Origin of the sequence: Methylobacterium sp. E-066 (genome assembly GCF_022829635.1) — a bacterium.
GTDB lineage: Bacteria > Pseudomonadota > Alphaproteobacteria > Rhizobiales > Beijerinckiaceae > Methylobacterium.
On record NZ_JAKSYO010000100.1, the window covers coordinates 1 to 17,950 of the forward strand.

The 17,950-nt window shown below is 67.1% G+C and carries 14 protein-coding genes; 8 read left to right on the top strand and 6 right to left on the bottom strand.

Annotated elements, in window-relative coordinates; genetic code table 11:
- Positions 1 to 174: 174 nt before the first annotated feature.
- Together trpE and MKL20_RS13910 are read right to left on the bottom strand one after the other, a co-directional pair.
- Positions 175 to 1,695, bottom strand: coding sequence for an anthranilate synthase component I (trpE, locus tag MKL20_RS13905; RefSeq protein ID WP_244037161.1), 1,521 nt, complete (start codon positions 1,693 to 1,695; stop codon positions 175 to 177).
- A 5-nt stretch (positions 1,696 to 1,700) separates the two neighbouring features.
- Positions 1,701 to 3,602 carry a peptidylprolyl isomerase gene (locus tag MKL20_RS13910; RefSeq protein WP_244037162.1) on the bottom strand — a complete coding sequence of 634 codons (1,902 nt, stop codon included), beginning with the start codon at positions 3,600 to 3,602 and terminating at the stop codon, positions 1,701 to 1,703.
- Positions 3,603 to 3,787: 185 nt separating this feature from the next.
- Between MKL20_RS13910 and tpiA the strand changes: the two genes are divergently transcribed.
- Together tpiA and ppk2 are read left to right on the top strand one after the other, a co-directional pair.
- Positions 3,788 to 4,549, top strand: a complete 762-nt coding sequence (gene tpiA / locus MKL20_RS13915; RefSeq protein WP_243966365.1) for a triose-phosphate isomerase — start codon at positions 3,788 to 3,790, stop codon at positions 4,547 to 4,549.
- Between the two features lie 208 nt (positions 4,550 to 4,757).
- Positions 4,758 to 5,669 (top strand): polyphosphate kinase 2, encoded by a 912-nt coding sequence (gene ppk2 / locus MKL20_RS13920; protein ID WP_244037163.1) that lies wholly within the window; start codon positions 4,758 to 4,760, stop codon positions 5,667 to 5,669.
- Between the two features lie 17 nt (positions 5,670 to 5,686).
- On the opposite strand, the gene MKL20_RS13925 is transcribed toward ppk2, so the two are convergent.
- Positions 5,687 to 6,145, bottom strand: a complete 459-nt coding sequence (locus MKL20_RS13925; protein ID WP_244037164.1) for a nuclear transport factor 2 family protein — start codon at positions 6,143 to 6,145, stop codon at positions 5,687 to 5,689.
- 262 nt (positions 6,146 to 6,407) lie between these two features.
- Between MKL20_RS13925 and secG the strand changes: the two genes are divergently transcribed.
- From secG to MKL20_RS13955, 6 genes are all read left to right on the top strand, one after another.
- Entirely contained in the window at positions 6,408 to 6,809 is a 402-nt protein-coding gene (secG, locus tag MKL20_RS13930; protein ID WP_243966369.1) for a preprotein translocase subunit SecG, read from the top strand.
- 249 nt (positions 6,810 to 7,058) lie between these two features.
- Complete coding sequence (locus MKL20_RS13935) at positions 7,059 to 8,687, top strand: CTP synthase (RefSeq protein WP_244037165.1); 1,629 nt, start codon at positions 7,059 to 7,061, stop codon at positions 8,685 to 8,687.
- A gap of 114 nt (positions 8,688 to 8,801) precedes the next feature.
- Positions 8,802 to 9,254 carry a DNA polymerase III subunit chi gene (locus MKL20_RS13940; protein ID WP_244037205.1) on the top strand — a complete coding sequence of 151 codons (453 nt, stop codon included), beginning with the start codon at positions 8,802 to 8,804 and terminating at the stop codon, positions 9,252 to 9,254.
- A gap of 2 nt (positions 9,255 to 9,256) precedes the next feature.
- Positions 9,257 to 10,846, top strand: coding sequence for a S10 family peptidase (locus tag MKL20_RS13945; RefSeq protein ID WP_244037206.1), 1,590 nt, complete (start codon positions 9,257 to 9,259; stop codon positions 10,844 to 10,846).
- Between the two features lie 759 nt (positions 10,847 to 11,605).
- Positions 11,606 to 12,403 carry a class I SAM-dependent methyltransferase gene (locus tag MKL20_RS13950; protein ID WP_244037166.1) on the top strand — a complete coding sequence of 266 codons (798 nt, stop codon included), beginning with the start codon at positions 11,606 to 11,608 and terminating at the stop codon, positions 12,401 to 12,403.
- A gap of 35 nt (positions 12,404 to 12,438) precedes the next feature.
- On the top strand, positions 12,439 to 13,281 hold the full coding sequence (locus MKL20_RS13955; protein WP_244037167.1) for a glycosyltransferase family 2 protein: 843 nt from the start codon (positions 12,439 to 12,441) through the stop codon (positions 13,279 to 13,281).
- 245 nt (positions 13,282 to 13,526) lie between these two features.
- Here the strand turns inward: MKL20_RS13955 and MKL20_RS13960 are convergent, their stop codons facing one another.
- The 3 genes from MKL20_RS13960 to MKL20_RS13970 all read right to left on the bottom strand — a co-directional run bounded on the left by MKL20_RS13960 (position 13,527) and on the right by MKL20_RS13970 (position 17,797).
- Positions 13,527 to 14,873, bottom strand: coding sequence for an MFS transporter (locus tag MKL20_RS13960; protein WP_244037168.1), 1,347 nt, complete (start codon positions 14,871 to 14,873; stop codon positions 13,527 to 13,529).
- A gap of 369 nt (positions 14,874 to 15,242) precedes the next feature.
- The gene (locus MKL20_RS13965) at positions 15,243 to 16,598 is read right to left on the bottom strand and encodes a discoidin domain-containing protein (protein WP_244037169.1); all 1,356 of its coding nucleotides are present in this window, start codon (positions 16,596 to 16,598) and stop codon (positions 15,243 to 15,245) included.
- Between the two features lie 179 nt (positions 16,599 to 16,777).
- Positions 16,778 to 17,797 (bottom strand): DUF4424 domain-containing protein, encoded by a 1,020-nt coding sequence (locus tag MKL20_RS13970; RefSeq protein WP_244037170.1) that lies wholly within the window; start codon positions 17,795 to 17,797, stop codon positions 16,778 to 16,780.
- Positions 17,798 to 17,950 lie beyond the last annotated feature (153 nt).

Here is a 17,950-nt window from a genome sequence, read left to right on the forward strand (position 1 = left end):
GCCTCCAGGCCCGCGGCAAGACCCACAAGCAGGCCCTCATCGCCTGCGCCCGAAAGCTGCTCATCTACGCCAACACCGTCCTCGGCCGCGGCACGCCATGGCGTGCCGCGGCCGAGCCCGCATAACGGTTGCTCAGGATGAGGTCGTGTTTGGGAGAGCCCCGAGCGCAGCTTCCTACTGTCCCCGCTTGGCCTGCGCGGCGAACCGCACAGCCTCCTCGGCCGCCCGGAACAGCGCCTTGGCCTTGTTGACGCATTCCTGCTGCTCGGAGGCCGGGTCGGAATCGTAGACGATGCCGGCGCCGGCCTGGACGTGCATCCGGCCGTCCTTCACCAGGGCGGTGCGCAGGACGATGCAGGTATCCATCTCGCCGCGCGCGCCGAAATAGCCGATGCAGCCGGCGTAGGGCCCACGCTTCTCGTGCTCCAGCTCGTCGATGATCTCCATGGCCCGCACCTTCGGGGCGCCCGAGACCGTGCCGGCCGGAAAACCCGCCGCCAGCGCATCCAGGGGGTCGTGGCGCGGGTCGAGCTCGCCCTCGACGTTCGACACGATGTGCATCACCTGGCTGTAGCGCTCGATGAAGAACGAGTCGGTCACCCGCACGGTGCCGATCTTGGAGACCCGGCCGGCATCGTTGCGGCCGAGATCGAGCAGCATCAGGTGCTCGGCGCATTCCTTCGGATCGGCCAGCAGCTCGGCGGCCAGCGCGACGTCCTCGGCCGGAGTCGCGCCTCGGCGCCGGGTTCCGGCGATCGGCCGCACCGTGACGGTGCCTTCGCGGACCCGCACCAGGATCTCCGGCGACGAGCAGACGATCTGAAAGGTCTCGAAATCGAGGTAGCACAGGAACGGCGCCGGGTTCGTGCGCCGCAGCGACCGGTAGAGGCTGAAGGCCGGCAGCGTGAACGGCGCCGAGAAGCGCTGGGACAGCACCACCTGGAACACGTCGCCCGCGACGATGTACTCCTTGGCCCGCGCCACCATGGCGGCGAAGGCCTCCGGCGACGTGTTCGAGACCGGCTCGGGATGCGCCACCGTCGGGAGGTCCACCCGGGCGTCCACCGGCAGCGGCCCTTCGAGGGCTTCCGCCACCCGGTCCATCCGCAGAAGCGCGGCCTCGTAGGCGGCACGGGCGGTGACGCCGGGCGCCGGGCGGACGGGTGAGATGACGGTGATCTGATCGCGGATCGAGTCGAACACCACCATCACGCGCGGGCGGATCAGGATCGCGTCCGGCAGGCCCAGGGGATCGGGGTTCGGCTCGGGCAGCCGCTCCATGGCCCGGACCATGTCGTAGCCGAGAAAGCCGAACAGGCCGGCGGCCATCGGGGGCAGGTCCTGGCCGTCGCTCTCGCCGATGGCGCTCTCGGCGATCAGGGCGCGGAGGCTGGCAAGCGGCGCCCGGTCGTCCGGCTGAAAGGCGTCGAGATCGACGCCGCGGGCGATGGCGGGGATGCCGTCGCGGCAGCGCCAGATCAGGTCCGGATCGAGCCCGATCATCGAGTAGCGGCCGCGCACCGCGCCGCCCTCCACCGATTCGAGCAGGAAGGCCGGCCCGGCATGCCGGGCGCGCAGCTTGAGGAACGCCGCCACCGGCGTCTCCAGATCGGCCACCAAGCTCAGCTCGACGAGGCTCGGTTGCCCGGCCTCGTAGCGTCCGGCAAACGCCGCGTAGTCAGGCGCCTCGGCCATGGCCGTCAATACTCTCCGCCGATGGCGCGGCGCAGGGCCGTCTGGTCGATCTTCACGCCGGCGTTCTTCTGGACCTCCGAGATGTACTGGGACAGCACGTCGTCGGCGAGCGCGGCCTGGAAGTTCTTGGTGATGGTCTTGTCGGCCTGGGTGTCGACCACGAAGGCCGGCATCGTCGCCGACGTCACCTTGAACACCGCCCGCGAATCGCCCGCCGCCGCGGTCCCGGCTTTGCCGACCGCGGTCGCGAAGATCAGGTTCACGTCGTCGGCGGTGAGCATGTCCTTCGCCTGGTTGCGGGACAGGTCCTGCGCCTCCTGGGTGTTGACGCCGGCCTCCTGGGCGACCGCCTCGATGGTCGCGCCACCGTTGAGCTTCTCTACCAGCTCGCGGCCCTTGGCCTGAAGCCGCTTGGCGATCTCGGTGGCGGTCCACCCGGCCTTCACGCCGTCCCGGACCTCGTCGAGGGGCTTGTCGTGGGCGGCGTCGATGCCGGTGACGTCGTACCAGACATAGCCGCCGGACTTGGTGCGCAGCGGCTCGTTGTCGCCGCCGATCTCGGCGCGGAACAGGGCCGGCAGCGTGGTGTCCGGGTCGGGGATGTCGGCGACGCGCTGCCCGTCGGGGGCCTTGCCCTGGGGGTCGACCGCCTTGACGGTCACGAGCTTGAGCCCGCGCTCGGCCGCGATGTCGGCGAGGGGCTTGGCGCCGGCGCGCTGGTCCTCGATGGCATCGCGGGTGGTCTCCATCGCGTCGCGAGCCCGGGTGAGCGCGAGGCTCTTGCGGATCTCGCCCTCGACCGCCTCGAACGGCTTGACGGTGCCGGGCTCGATCTTGGTCACACGCAGCAGCACCGTGCCGAACCGGCCCTGGACCGGCTGACTGACGCCGCCCTCGGGCAACGCGAAGGCGGCATCGGCCACGACCTTGTCGAACAACTCGGCCTTGGTCAGCGTGCCCAGCGTCAGGTCGGTGCCGCCGGTGCTGCGCTCTTCGGCGACGGCCTCAAACGTCTTCGAGCCGTCCTCGATCGCCTTGCGGGCGGCTTCCGCGGAGGCCGCGTCCGGGAACACGACCTGCTGGATCGTGCGCTTTTCCGGGCTACCGTAGCGGCCCTTGTTCAGCTCGTAGGCGGCCTTGGCATCCGCGTCGGTGATCGCATCCGGCTTGGCCATCGCCTCCGGATCGACCACCAGCAGGGTGGCGGCGCGGAATTCCGGCGCCCGGAAGCCGGACTTGTTAGCCTCGTACCAGGTCTTCAGTTCATCCTCGGTCGGGTCGGGGATCTGCCCGGCAACGGAGGGCGTCAGCATCAGGTAGGCGGCCGAGCGGCGCTCGGTCGAGTAGCGGTGGACCGCCTCGCGCATTGCCGCCGGCACGTGCAGGTCGGACGACACCGCCTCGGCCAGTTGCAGCCGGGCGATCACGGCGCGCTGCTCGCGCACGAACAGGCCCTCGTTCAGGCCGGCCCGCTGCAAGGTCTGGTAGAACAGGGTCGGCTCGAACTGGCCTTGGGCGTTCTGGAAGCTCTTTTCGTCGTGGATCGCCCGGATCACGGAGGCGTCCGGCACGCCGAGGCCGAGATCATGCGTTTTCTGGTCGAGCGCCGCCTCGGTGATCAGCTGCGACATCACCTGCCGGTCGAGGCCGAGCATCCGCGCCTGATCGGGGGTGAGCGCGCGCTTCAGCTGCACCTGATAGCGCTGCAACTGATTCTGATAGGCTTGGCGCACCTGCTCGCCGGTGATCGGCGTGCTGCCCACGGTCGCGACGTTGTTGCTGGAGCCGCCGCGGAAGAACTCTTCCACGCCGAAAATGCCCACGCCCGCGATCAGCAGCGCGAAGATGATCGTCAAGACGATCTTGCCGAGCCAATGCTGGCTGGCGTTGCGGATGCCCTGAAGCATGATCTGTGATCGGATACCTTCGGCACCTGACCCGTCGCCGGGCCGATGCCATCCCTGAAAGGCGACCGCGATAGACCATTCGCGCCCGCAGGCAAAGGCTCAGCCTTTCGGACGGTTTGCGCGCCCAAGCTCGCTCTGGTAGGCCGCGCCGACCCCGGAAAACCGAGGCGAAGTGAGGGATAGGGATGACGCAGACGGGGCGAAAGCCGCTGGTCGCCGGCAACTGGAAGATGAACGGAACGCGGGCATCGATCCACGTGGTCGAGGCGATCCGCGACGGTCTCACGCCGGAGCTCGCCGCCCGCGTCGACGTGCTGATCTGCCCGCCCGCGACCTTGATCGGGTCCTGCGTGGCGGCCACCGCCGGGTCGCCGATCGCCATCGGCGGCCAGAACCTCCACGCCCGCCCGAGCGGCGCCTTCACCGGCTCGATCTCGGCCGAGATGCTGGCCGATCTCGGCGCCAAATACGTGATCGTCGGCCATTCCGAGCGCCGGGCCTACCACCACGAGACCGATGACGGCGTCCACGCTAAGGCGCTCGGCGCCCGCCGCGCCGGTCTGTGCGGCATCATCTGCGTCGGCGAGACCATCGAGGAGCGTGAGCAGGGCCGCGCCCTCGACATCGTCCGCGCCCAGCTCGCCATCGGCCTGCCGAAGGGCGCCAAAGCGGCCGACACGGTGATCGCCTACGAGCCGGTCTGGGCGATCGGCTCCGGCCGCACCCCGACGCCGCGCGACATCGCCGAGGTCCACGCGTCCTTACGGGAGATGCTCGACAAGCTCGTCGGCGACGAGGCCCACCGGATCCGCATCCTCTATGGCGGCTCGGTGAAGCCCAGCAACGCCCGCGAGCTGATGGCGGTGGAGAATGTCGACGGCGCCCTGGTCGGCGGCGCGAGCCTCGTGGCCGAGGATTTTCTGGGGATCTGCGCCGCTTACGCCTGAGGGTTTGAGCGCGGCCCTGGAATGACAGGGTGCTGTATCCGGGAGCGGCCACGGCGCCGGTCGAAGACTAGCTTCGAGCAGCCGCCCAATTCCAAAGACGAAGAGTTGCCGGAGGGCGATTGCACCACGCATGAGGCTTCAGGGGTTCTCGGAGCTGTCACATGATCCTGCTTTAGAGTCGTGACGACATCCGACCCAGAAGCCTGCCATGACCATCGACTACGACCGCGCCGACCCCACGATGGTGGACATGATCCGCCGCGAGATCCTCGACAGCTACGACGAGGAGATGGAACTCGGATTCGAGGACGACCGCCTCGACAGCCTCGAAGGCGGAACCAAATCCGTCCAGGATCGCAGGCGCTACTTCCGCGAACTCCTGCGCCTCCAGCACGAGCTGGTCCGGCTCCAGGACTGGGTGCAGCACAGCAAGCTGCGCGTCGTCGTCCTGTTCGAGGGGCGCGATTCGGCCGGCAAGGGCGGCGTGATCAAGCGGATCACCCAGCGCCTCAACCCGCGCGTCTGCCGCGTCGTGGCCTTGCCCGCACCGAGCGAGCGCGAGCGCACGCAATGGTACTTCCAGCGCTACGTCACCCACCTGCCCGCCGGCGGCGAGATCGTGCTGTTCGACCGCTCCTGGTACAACCGCGCCGGCGTCGAGCGCGTCATGGGCTTCTGCTCCGAAGCCGACGTGGAGGAGTTCTTCCGGTCCGTGCCCGAGTTCGAGCGCATGCTCGTGCGCTCGGGCATCATCCTGTTGAAATACTGGTTCTCGATCACCGACGAGGAGCAGGCGCTGCGCTTCAACATGCGCATCACCGACCCGCTGAAGCAGTGGAAGCTCTCGCCGATGGATGTCGAATCCCGCCGCCGCTGGGAGGACTACACCCGCGCCAAGGAGGACATGCTGGCGCGCACCCACATCCCCGAGGCGCCCTGGTGGGTGGTCGAGGCCGTGGACAAGAAGCGCGCCCGACTCAACTGCATCAGCCACCTGCTCGAGCAGATCCCCTACCAGGACGTCGAGCATCCGCCGGTTCACCTGCCCGAGCGGGTGCGCCATGCCGATTACATCCGCACGCCGACCCCGCCGGAGATGCTCGTTCCCACGCGCTACTGAGCCGCGCTTGCGGCGCGTCAGAGCTTGAACGCCTGGCGCGCCATCAGCCGCCAGCGTCCGCCGTCGCGGTGCCAGACCTGCAACACGCCGATATGGACCGGGGATGTCTTGCCACCCGCGACGGTTTCGCCGGTGAAGACGTGGCGGACGATCGCGTCGTCGCCGATCACCGAGGTCGAGCGGTCCGACAGGACAATGCTCGGGAACCGCGAACGGCCGCTGGTCAAAGCCTCGATGAACGCTGCCTTGTCCTGCACCACGCCGCTGGAATGGCCGTAGCTCAAACCGTCGAGAGTGAGCGCGTCGAGGGCGGTGCCGTCCGCCGCGAGCAGCGCCTTGGTTAGGTTGTCGACCGCCGCCTCGACTTCGGTGCCCTGGGCGGACTCGCCCGGGCCGGCGGCGAAGGCGGCCCTCGCTTGCGTCAGGATCGGCGCGGATGCAACGATGGCGAGCGCCGAACGGCGTGAGATGGTCATGGCGGGCCTCCCGGGCGGGGCGGCGCGTTTGGTGAGCCGCCCTTCCCTCCCGACAGAGCACGGCGCGCAGCCGGGCGCGAGGGGTGCCGGGAACAGTGGGCGGCCGATCGTCAAGTTGGCGGTGGCCGGCGAGTGGTGTATGGCCGGCGCAGATTTGTGACCGGCGCACCAAGTCGAACGCTTGGCACCTGTCGCCGGGCGCCCGCCGCCGGACCGGCCTCTCGGGCCGGCGCGCGAAGCCGAACGAGATTCCGGAACACCGATGCAGACCGTCCTGATCGTCGTCCACCTCATCATCGTGCTGGCGCTGATCGGCGTCGTGCTGCTGCAGCGCTCCGAGGGTGGCCTCGGGCTCGGCGGTGGCGGCGGCGGTGGCGTCGCCGGCTTCATGACCGGCCGCGGCCAAGCCAACGCGCTGACCCGCGCCACGGCGATCCTGGCCGCCCTGTTCTTCGCCACCAGCATGCTGCTCGCCGTGCTGTCGCACCGCACCGCCGCACCGAAATCGATCCTCGATACCGGCGCGTCGACCCCCGCCGGCCAGCCGGCCAAGCAGCCCACCGGCGCCGATAACCTGCTCGACACCCTGCGCCAGCAGCAGGACCGGGCGCCCGCCACCGCCCCGGCCCAGCCCGCCGTGCCCGAGGCGCCGCAGTCGCGCTGACGATTCGCGGATCGATGACGGGCGCGCATAGCTGGTGCGGGCATCCAGGGTCTGCGCCGGACGCGCGTGACATCCGGGCCGGGGGGCCGCAAGAGGGCCGGCGGCGGGTGAGCGCGGAGACGACGAGTCGGCTCGGCTTTGGTCCGCCCTGGCAGGCCGTTCCCCGCGCCCGCCCGATCCCCAGACATTTCATCGCCGGCTAGCTTGCCGTTTGGCAAATGCCAGCACCTTCTTTATGGACCGAGGCCCATGACGCGGTACGTTTTCATCACCGGCGGCGTGGTTTCCTCTCTCGGTAAGGGACTCGCCTCTGCGGCGCTCGCCGCCGTGCTCCAGGCCCGGGGCTACCGGGTCCGGATGCGCAAGCTCGACCCCTACCTGAACGTCGACCCGGGCACGATGAGCCCGACCCAGCACGGCGAGGTCTTCGTCACCGACGACGGAGCCGAGACCGACCTGGATCTCGGCCATTACGAGCGCTTCACCGGCGTTCCGGCGAGCCGGGCCGACAACATCACCACCGGCCGGATCTACCAGGACATCATCGCCAAGGAGCGGCGGGGCGACTATCTCGGCGCCACGATCCAGGTGATCCCGCACGTCACCAACGCGATCAAGGACTTCGTCCTCGACGGCAACGACACGTTCGATTTCGTCCTCGTCGAGATCGGCGGCACGGTCGGCGATATCGAGGGGCTGCCGTTCTTCGAGGCGATCCGCCAGCTCGGCCAGGAGCTGCCGCGCGGCACCTGCGCCTACGTCCACCTGACGCTGCTGCCCTACATCCCGTCGGCGGGTGAGCTGAAGACCAAGCCGACCCAGCACTCCGTGAAGGAGCTGCGCTCGATCGGCATCCAGCCCGACATCCTGCTGTGCCGCTGCGACCGCTCGATCCCCGTCGAGGAGCGGCGCAAGCTCGCCCTGTTCTGCAACGTCCGCGAGAGCGCGGTGATCGAGGCCCTCGACGTGGCCTCGATCTACGAGGTGCCGCTCTCCTACCGGAAGGCCGGGCTCGACCGCGAGGTGCTCGGCCATTTCGGCCTGGAGCACGGCGAGGAGCCGGATCTCGGCCGCTGGACCACGATCTCCGACCGGGTGCGCAATCCCGAGGGCGAGGTCTCCATCGCCATCGTGGGCAAGTACACGGGGCTGAAGGACGCCTACAAGTCGCTGACCGAGGCGCTGATCCACGGCGGCATCAGCCACCGGGTCAAGGTCAACCTCGAATGGATCGAGGCCGAGGTGTTCGAGCGCGAGGATCCCGCGCCGTTCCTGGAAGGCCTGAACGGCATCCTGGTGCCCGGCGGCTTCGGCCAGCGTGGCGCCGAGGGCAAGATCCGCGCGGCCCGCTACGCCCGCGAGAAGCGCATCCCCTATCTCGGCATCTGCTTCGGCATGCAGATGGCGGTGATCGAGGCCGCCCGCTCCCTGGCCGGCGTGCCGGACGCCAACTCCACCGAGTTCGGCGAGACCTCCGAGCCGGTGGTCGGCCTGCTGACCGAGTGGCTGCGCGGCAACGAGCTGGAGCGGCGCGCCGCGGTCGGCGATCTCGGCGGCACGATGCGGCTCGGAGCCTACGACGCCCAGCTCGACCCCGATTCGAAGATCGCCCAGATCTACGGCTCGGAGCGGATCTCCGAGCGCCATCGCCACCGCTACGAGGTCAACATGGCCTATCGCGAACGGCTGGAGGCCAAGGGCCTGCGCTTTTCCGGGCTCTCGCCGGACGGGCTCCTGCCCGAGACCGTGGAGCATGTCGGGCACCCGTGGTTCATCGGCGTGCAGTTCCACCCGGAGCTGAAGTCGCGCCCGTTCGAGCCGCACCCGCTGTTCAAGGGTTTCGTCGGCGCGGCGATCGAGCAGAGCCGGCTGGTCTAGAGCATCATCCCGAAAGGTGGTTGCCGGCTTTCGGACAAAGATGATGCGATGCGCCGGGGCGCGGCTGCGCGCCGCTGCTCGCTCCCCGGGCCGGAACCCTATATCGGTCGGATCGTGACCGAGATCCTGTTCTACCACATGCAGCGCCAGCCCCTGGAAAAGGTGCTGCCGAACCTCGTCGAGCGCTCGCTCGGCCGGGGCTGGCAGGCCGCGATCCAGGCGGCTTCCGAGGAGCGGCTGCAGGCCCTCGACGACCACCTCTGGACCTATTCCGACGAGAGCTTTTTGCCGCACGGCACCGACCGCGATCCCGATGCGGCCGGTCAGCCGGTGGTGCTGACGCTCCGCGACGTGAACCCCAACGCCGCCTCGATCCGGTTCCTGGTCGAGGGGGCCGACCTGCCGCCCGATGCAGAGAGCTACGAGCGGATCTGCATCCTGTTCGACGGGACCGACCAGGATGCCCTGCTGCGCGCCCGCGAGCAGTGGCGCCAGGCCAAGGAGGCGGGTCATGCCGTCGCCTACTGGCAGCAGGACGATTCGGGCCGCTGGAACAAGAAGGCTTGACCGTGCTCCTCAGCAAGCGTCTCGCGCAGGCCGCGCTCGCCCTCACCCTCGCGGCGGCGCCGCTGCCGCTTCGGGCGCAGGATGCCCACCATCCTGGTCCGCAAGCGGAGTCCAAGCCGGCACCGCGCGGTCCGGAGGGGCGGCGTCTCCCGCCGGATTCGACCACCCGGCAAAGCATCAAGCTTCCGGACGGACGGACGCTCGACTTCACCGCCACGGCCGGCAGCCTGCCGCTGGTCGACGAAGCCGGGAAGCTCCAGGCCGAGATCGCCTATGTCGCCTATACGATGGCCCCGGAAGCCGGCCGCGAGCGGCCCGTCACCTTCGCGGTCAATGGCGGCCCCGGCGCGGCCTCGGCCTACCTGAACATCGGCGCGATCGGCCCCTGGCGGCTGCCCACCGGCGGCGACAGCATCAGCCCGTCGCAGCCCGTTGCGCTCACGCCCAACGACGGCACCTGGCTCGACTTCACCGACCTCGTGTTCATCGATCCCGTCGGCACCGGCTACAGCCGGGCCAGCGACGGCAACGGCAAGACCTACTGGAGCATCGACAGCGATGCCTCGACGCTGGCCGCCGTCATCGCCCGCTACCTGCGGGTCAACGAGCGGATGGCGAGCCCGAAATTCTATGTCGGCGAGAGCTATGGCGGCTTCCGCGGGCCGCTGATCACCGAGAAACTGCAGGAAGAGATCGGGATCGGGCTCTCCGGCATGGTGCTGCTCTCGCCGGTGCTCGATTTCGGGTGGCTGGAGACGCCGCGGGCCAATCCCTGGGGCTACGTGCTGAAGCTGCCCTCCCTGGCGGCCGGCGCCCTGGAACGGGCCGGCACCATCCCGACCCCGGCCCTGCTCGGCGAGGCCGAGGCCTACGCGGCGGGTCCCTATCTCGCCGACCTGCTCAAGGGCCCCGGCGATACCGGCGCCGTCGCCCGCATGACCGACAAGGTCGCGCCCCTCACCGGCCTCGACCCGGCTATCGTCCGCGCGCAGGCCGCGAGGCTCTCCACCCGCAGCGTCCAGCGGGAGGTCGACCGGGCCGAGGGTCGCGTCACCAGTGCGTACGACACCGGCATCACCGGCTGGGACCCGAACCCGGACGCCGCGCAGGCGAGCTTCGAGGATCCGCAGCTCACCGCGCTCCAGGCGCCGCTGACCAGTGCGATGCTCGACCTCTACGCGCGCACCCTGAAATGGCCGGTGCCGAACCTGCGCTACGAGCTCCTGAGCAACGCGGTGAACCGCGGCTGGAGCTGGGGCTCCGGCCGGCAGGCCCCCGAGGTGCTCTCCAACCTGAAGGGCGTGCTGGCCCTCGATGGCCGGCTCCGCGTGCTGGTCGCCCACGGCTTCACCGATCTGGTGACACCCTACTACGCCTCGAAGCTGCTGCTGGCCCAGGTGCCGGCCTACGGCGCCGGGCGTCTCAGTCTCGCGGTCTATCCCGGGGGCCACATGTTCTATTCGCGCTCGGATTCCCGGGCCGCCTTCAAGCGGGATGTTCAGAAGCTCTACCAGGATGCCCTGACGGCGCGCGATAGCGGGCCTTCGCAGCCGGCTGGGGCACCGGCCGAACGCCTCAAGGACACGCCCTGATTCCGAGACAGTCCGAGCAGAACGGGTCTTGAGCCCTGATCGCGACGTTCAGTGCGGAGGCTGGCACGTGTGGCCGCTGAACCCTGAACCGAAAGCACGCCCCTTCATGCGCCGCCCCGCCAGAAGGGCGCCGGGCGACCGATCGACGACATAGGCCCGCTGACCTGTATCGTGATCGATAACTCCGCTGCGCTGGGCCTGGTCGCCCCCCGTTGCGACGGGACAAGCTCCACGCCGGCGAGGAACACGATGCCTAGCCTCACGGGCAGCGGTGGCGCGCTCGTGGAAACGTATCCCGCATCCTCCGGATGAGCATCGACGGCGACGAGAAGCCCGGCCGCGACCACGCTGGCTCCTGAATCCCTCGGCACGCTCGGGAAGAGGGCATGCAAGCTCGATTCGACCGCGTCCACCCGATTTCGGTACGCCGATTCGACATCTGCGACGCGTCCACGCGATGCGGCACAGGTCTCAACGCCTTCGATCAGGCCGGATGACGCTCTCGGCCGCTCTTCGCATCAAACCGCGCCTACGCTTAACTTGTATCCACTTGAGCGGTGAGGGCTACTGTATACCATTCGGCGCCCAAACAGCAGTTCAGCTCGTAATAAGTGGGAAATTTTTACACAACTTGCGTAAGATTTTTGATGAGGCACGCGCACACAGCTGTTGTTCACCGTATTGAAGATCGACCCACAAGCCGTGTAGGAGTTCGACACGCAACTCAGCGTAAGTCACGGTCCGAAAGGGTGAGCTGACGTGGTTGATCAATCCCAAAGTATTCGCTCTCCTAGCTATGAAAAGCCTTGGCTGAGCACGGAGCATGATAAGCGTTACTGGTATCATTCCATGTCATTTCCCGACGGCGAGGCCGTGCGAGGAAGCTGGACGATCGAAAATTTCGATCAGTATATTGGTGGATATGATTTAAACGGGAAAACCGTTCTTGATGTCGGTACTGCTTCCGGCTTCCTCGCGTTCAATGCCGAGCGATCCGGTGCTGTCGTGACTGGCTTTGATGCTGCGACGACTCATGAATTCCGGCATTTCCCGTTCGCATCGTCTTTGTCCTACAAAGATATCATAACCTCACGAGACGTATGGGAGCGCGAAAACCTTATTCCGATCAAGAATTCGTGGTGGTATGCTTGGCGAAAATTCAATAGTCAATCCAAATGCGTCTATGCGCCGATGGCTGAGCTGTACGAGTGGCCGGAGAAGATGTTCGATGTCGTGATGGCTGGCGCTATCGTCGAGCACCTGTCAGATCCCGTCTACGCCATTGGTGCCTGGGCTCGGCTCGCCAAGGAAGCGGTCCTGATCCCGTTCACCAACGTTCTGCCGCTGGACGATCTGGTCATCCACCCGATCACGAATCTCGACAATCCGAATATCTTCTACGTTTGGTGGCACCTCTCGCGCGGTCTCTACACGAAAATATTCGACAATCTCGGCTTCGACATAGCATTCACGCAGGCGCATGCACTCCATAACGACGATGCATCCGGCCCCCAGCTCGCCACCCGACCCTCAATCATAGCCACGCGCCGCCGCTAAGCCCTGCGGGATTCGAGCCGCGGTGGGGGACTGCAATGGATAAGAAACCGCTCGCCGTCGTCACGATGGCCTACAACGAGACGGTCCTTCTGCCGGTCTGGCTGAGACATTACGAGCGTCAAGTCGGGTTGGAGCACTGCTACGTCATCGACCACGGGTCCGATGACGGATCGACCCGGAACATCGGTGCGAATGTCATACATCTGCCACGCACGCCCATGGACGAAGATGCCCGTGCGACGACCGTGCGAGATTTTTGCTCAGCGTTATTCCTGGGATACAAGCGTGTGCTCTACACGGACGCGGACGAGTTGGTTGTTCCGGATCCAGGCGTATCCCCGTCGCTGAATTATTGTGCCGCTACGCAGAACCTGCCTCACGTTCTGACCTTGTTTGGTGTCGATGTCGTACACGTCGCTGAAGAGAAGCACATCGACCTGAGCCGACCCATTTCACATCAGCGTCAATTTGCACGTCCCATATCCACGCTCTGTAAACCGACTCTGATAGCGGGGCGAACGGATTGGATGCATGGGTTTCATTGCATAACCGGCGATCATCGTCCGAATTTTGGTGACATTTTTTTATTTCATGTTGCGCATTGTGATATCGACATCCTTTACGAACGACAGAAAAAGAGAAACGCGGCCGCGCCGATCGGGATACCGCATTCCCATCACACCATAACACCGGATGTGTTTGCCGATCATATGCGCTCCGAGGTGGCGCTCCTTCCGCGACGCGATGTCCAGATGCGACGGGGCGAGCCGCATTTTGAGAACACCAAGCTGAGATTCTCGGACGCTATCGAACGGAAAGATTGGTCCGTGGAGCCCGATCTCTGGCGCATCCCGGCACGCTTTGCCGGCGTTTTCTGAATTCGAGTTTGGCACCCCGGCACAGGCTTACATGGCGACACGGCCGGTCTTCGAGCAGGGTTTACGCCGGCTCGCCGCAAACCGCCCCGGCGGTCACGGACTGTCCGATGAAAGCGTATCCGCGACCGGCGCTTCATCGTTCGGCAGGCGGACACGCATCTCTCACGTCGGATGCGCGGGTGTTCGGCGCAATGAAGTCCGCCCAGCGCCGGCGCGTGCGGTGGCCGTCTGCTGGGCGGACGCGGCTATGTGAGAGCCTCCCCTGTTCGATCCCGCATCGTCAGGACCGCGGCAAGCGAGATCGCCGAGAGCAAGGCGACGTAGAGGCCCGGCCCCGTCGTGAATTGCAGGTGATGAACGATCCAGGTGGCCGCCATCGGGGCCGTCCCGCCCACCAGCGCCATGGAGGCGTTGAAGCTGATTGCCAACGCCGTGCAGCGTGTGCGGTGCCGGAACATCTCCACGAACGCGATCGGGATCACCGAGGCATATCCGGCGACCAACACCGCGAAGATGATCTGGCACACGACGATCAGGACGACCTGTCCGCCGGCCATCAGCGCGAACAGAGGCCACGAGAGGAGGGCGAGGCCTGCCGCGGTCAGGATCAGAACCAGCTTGCGTCCGATGCGGTCCGAGAGGGCACCCGCGATCGGAATGCAGACGGCCTGTGTGACCATCGCGAGCGCGTTGATCAGGAAGGCCGTGTGCTGCGGGATGCTCGCTACGGTGTGCAGGTAGGTCACGAGGTAGACGAACACGACGTAGAAGGCGCAGGCGATGCCGAGATTCATGGCGAACGCGCGCGCCATGGCCGGTCCGTCGATCGCGATCGCCGCGCGCAACGGTGACCGATGATCCGCTAAGGCGGGATCGGACCCAAGCGCCTCGTCGATGTGCCGGTCGTCCATGTGCCGCCGCAGCACGACGATGAAGGCGCCCAGCGCAATCCCGGCGAGGAACGGCAGGCGCCAGCCCCAGGCGTCAACCTCCTCGGGTGTGAGCAGGCCGGTGACGAGAGCACCGGCGATCGATCCGAGCAGGATCCCGCCGGCCGCGCCGATGCAGGCGAGGCTGCCGGTCAGGCCGCGGCGGCCCGGCTCGGCGGTCTCGGACAGGAAGACCGCCGATGAGGTGTATTCACCGCCCACCGAGAGGCCTTGGCCGAGCCGCAGCAGTACCACCAGGACCGGAGCGAGCAGTCCCGCGGAGGCGTGGGTGGGCAAGCACCCCATCGCGAAGGTCGAAACAGTCATGAGGCCGGCCGACAGCAGCAGCGCCGATTTGCGGCCGTAGCGATCCCCGATATGCCCGAACACGACGCCCCCGATCGGGCGCATGAAGAACGCCGCGGCGAAGACCGCGAAGGCCGAGAGCAACGATGTCGCCGGGCTGTCCGACGGGAAGAAGTTCCGGCCGATGACGGCGCTGAAATAGCCGTAGGTCGCGAAATCGTACCATTCGAGCATGTTGCCGATGGCGCCGGCGATGACGGATCGACTTCGTAGCGACGGAGCCGGAGCCACGCTCATCTCGGCACCGATGCGGCCATGCTCGGGAGACGGCGCACCGCCGAGAGGGGCGAGTTTCATGAACGGATAGCCTGTCGCCTATATCAGTCATGAAGGCTATATAAAGAGACAAAATTCGGCAATAGGATTGATTAGGCGTGAGAGTCACCTGCCAATAAATTGAATATGTATGGACTACGATCTGTAAGGTCCACTGTGGCTCGGCGGCTGCTCGCTCGCGGGGGGACAACCAGCGTCCAGGCGTTCCCGGCTCGCGGCGCCAGAGCGTTCCCAGGAGACCCGGCAGATCACACGCGCAACGCCTGATGCTTCGTCACGCTCGCTGAGCGGCCGCCTAACTGGTCTTCTGCCTGGAAACCTCCCTCGGCAGACGTCCTGCGGGCCTTGGGCGCTCCACTCAAAAGCCGGCAATGAACTTCGGGGGGATGCTCAGGCCACGTCGTCGAATGCCAGAGCCTCGGCCGGATAATCGATCATCATGCGGCGCTGCGCGTCGGTGTTCTGCCACTCGCCGACCTTGATGTAGCGCTCTTCGAGGTCGCGGACCTCGATCACCTTGTCGATGGTCGGGATCCCTCGAAAGATCTGCGGCCAATTGGACGCGAAGTAGAACACCTGCTCGACCCGCTCGGACAGGTGGCAGATCCCCGGACCGAAGGTGCCGAGGCCGAACACGAGATAGCGACCATTCACCAGCGCCGCGACGTCGGCGATCAGGGATTCGCTCTGCGTCTCCACCGGCAGGCCGAGGCGGCTTGCATAAGCCTCGACCTCGGCGATCACCGGGTTCAGCCGGTTCTCGAAGACCAATTTTACCGAGCGGATCCGGCCCTCGCCGAGCAGCCGGTCGATGACCATGCGGTAGAACGCGAAGGGCGGCTGCGGATAGTGAGGGTCGACCCAAGTACTGAAGATGTCGCCCGAGCGGATATGGATCAGGAGCTGGTCGTCGGGCTTGGCCGGGAACGTCGCCGGAAGGCCGTTGAACAGGGGGCGAATCATGCCCTGGATGATCGCCCGCGAATCCGGCGGCTCGTCGAGGCTCACCTGCCGCTGGAACTGCGTCGGATCGAAGAACAGGCCGGACAGGAAATAGCCGTCCGTCGGAAGCGGCTCGTCCGGTGGCAGGAAGGTGACGCCGTCGCGGGTAAGCCGCTCGGTCAGGAAGATGACTTTGCTGCGGTCGAATTTTGGGACCGCCACGTATTTCAGGTTCAGCGCCTTCGCGACCGAGAGCGCAATGATGTACTGGATTAGGCAATTGCCGAACGCGCCGTTCTGGAACGTCGACACGCCCACGAGCGCTCGGCTCGTGCGTCCGGGGCTGCTCTCCAGGCTGTAGGAAGTGAAGGCGTTAGCGCCGGGCTTCTCGTTCAGGAGCGTCACGTCGAGATTCAGCATCGCCCGCAAGGCGATCAGGTCGAAGGCAGCCTCCTCGCACCGGATCTGGACCGCGGCATCCGTCATCGATGTCGGCACCGCCACGCGCACGAACCGCGTCCAGGCGCGCTCGTCGGCTTCGATGACGACCGTGACGGTGCCCGCCTCGACTTGGTGGGATGCGATGCCGGGCTCGGACCAGGACGCGCCGTCCTGCGAGAACAGGATCGCGCCGTCTGCGGCCGAACCACCCTCTCCGCCCGCGGCCAGGACGACGGACTGGACCGGGAAACGGCCGCCGAGATCGATCTCCAGCCAAGTCGTGTCCGCGTCCACGACGGTCTGCAGGACACGGCCGGCGGCGAGATCGACGAGGGCGGGGTTCGGGGCGTCTGCCGGGGCCATCGTGTCTCCAAAGCGGTCTGGACCGATCGCGCCGGGGACGCGGCCGGACGGCGCGCCCGGCGGTGCCCGCATCGAGACCGGCCCGTCAAGCCCGCCAGCGCGCAACGAGCCCGGGATCGCGTCCGGGACCGAATTCACGATGCTCCCGCGGCGCGGGCCGTCGGCCCACAAACGACGCGTCAACCCTTCGTCGTCTTCAGGAACAGGATGTCGATGTCGCGCTGCGGGACGTAGTCCTTCACGACGATCTCGAAGGTGGTCGGGCCGATCTTCTTCGCTGTGCCGCCGCAGAACGAGACCAGGGTCGCCGGATCGCCCTTGCCGACCACCAGCTTGAACAGGCCGATCGGCCCGGCCCAGTTGTTCCCGAGCGTGATCACGTACGACAGGGACTGCTCGTAGGCCTGGAACGCGCGGCTGCCGTCGGCACTCGCCCGCCGGTACAGGGCCTGGGCCGCCCGCTCGAAGGCCGGATCGGTGCAGTACCGGGTCGCGTAGTGCGCCTTTTGTGACGGGTCGAGGTTCGGCGCGCCGTAGGACAGGCTCGAGAGACCGCCGAGGCTCGGCACGTAGCTCTGGCGGACCGCGATCTCCCGGCCGGCCGGGAAGACCTGCCGGCGCCAGAATTTCGACTTCAGCGTCCAGAGCGGGGCATCCGTGATCGTCCCGTCCTTGTGCTCCTGCCGCTCCAGGATGCCGGCCGCGATGAGGTCGCGGCGCTGCCTCTCCCCGAGCCGGCGCAGGGCGACCTCCGTCGCCTCGACGGTCGGCACCAGCGGAATCCCCAGCGTCCTCAGCCGATCGGTGATCGCGACGGGGGGCTTGTCGCTCCGCATCAGGACAGCTTGCTGCTCGACCTGCCAATCGACGGGCCGGCCGTCGACCACGGTCTCGAACTTGAGGAAGTTGTCGTTTGCCGGATCGGGAATCGAGACCAGCGTCGCGGAATCGCCGGCGATGTCGGGCATCGGAAACGCGAGCGTGGTCTCGATGTCCGCGTCGGTCAGGTTGCGGAACCGATAGTCGATCCGCACGGCCTTCTCCGAGAGGTACAGGTCCTCCGCCGCGAGGGCGATCCCGTCGGTCTTCTCCAGAACGAGACCGCCGGCCGCGAGCGCGACGCTACTGTCGTCGGCCCGGACCGGGAAAGACGCCGCCGCCAGGATGGCGAAGGCCAGCGACACACTACGCATCGACATCACGCTCGAAGAGTTGAGAATCAGCGGCCTGCCCCACCGGGGCCGTCCGCATCGGCCGTTACACGCAGGTGGTCGCGATGGCCAAGCCTCGGAGGCGGGGGCGGCGGAGGGACTTTGGCGTCCATCGCCCGGAAGCGTTCGAACCGTCACGGC

What these genes read in the sequence shown, in the direction of transcription:
- trpE (WP_244037161.1), bottom strand. Translation starts at nt 1,695, where the DNA reads ATGGCCGAGGCGCCTGACTACGCGGCGTTTGCCGGACGCTACGAGGCC.
- MKL20_RS13910 (WP_244037162.1), bottom strand. Translation starts at nt 3,602, where the DNA reads ATGCTTCAGGGCATCCGCAACGCCAGCCAGCATTGGCTCGGCAAGATC.
- tpiA (WP_243966365.1), top strand. Translation starts at nt 3,788, where the DNA reads ATGACGCAGACGGGGCGAAAGCCGCTGGTCGCCGGCAACTGGAAGATG.
- ppk2 (WP_244037163.1), top strand. Translation starts at nt 4,758, where the DNA reads ATGACCATCGACTACGACCGCGCCGACCCCACGATGGTGGACATGATC.
- MKL20_RS13925 (WP_244037164.1), bottom strand. Translation starts at nt 6,145, where the DNA reads ATGACCATCTCACGCCGTTCGGCGCTCGCCATCGTTGCATCCGCGCCG.
- secG (WP_243966369.1), top strand. Translation starts at nt 6,408, where the DNA reads ATGCAGACCGTCCTGATCGTCGTCCACCTCATCATCGTGCTGGCGCTG.
- MKL20_RS13935 (WP_244037165.1), top strand. Translation starts at nt 7,059, where the DNA reads ATGACGCGGTACGTTTTCATCACCGGCGGCGTGGTTTCCTCTCTCGGT.
- MKL20_RS13955 (WP_244037167.1), top strand. Translation starts at nt 12,439, where the DNA reads ATGGATAAGAAACCGCTCGCCGTCGTCACGATGGCCTACAACGAGACG.
- MKL20_RS13960 (WP_244037168.1), bottom strand. Translation starts at nt 14,873, where the DNA reads ATGAAACTCGCCCCTCTCGGCGGTGCGCCGTCTCCCGAGCATGGCCGC.
- MKL20_RS13965 (WP_244037169.1), bottom strand. Translation starts at nt 16,598, where the DNA reads ATGGCCCCGGCAGACGCCCCGAACCCCGCCCTCGTCGATCTCGCCGCC.
- MKL20_RS13970 (WP_244037170.1), bottom strand. Translation starts at nt 17,797, where the DNA reads ATGTCGATGCGTAGTGTGTCGCTGGCCTTCGCCATCCTGGCGGCGGCG.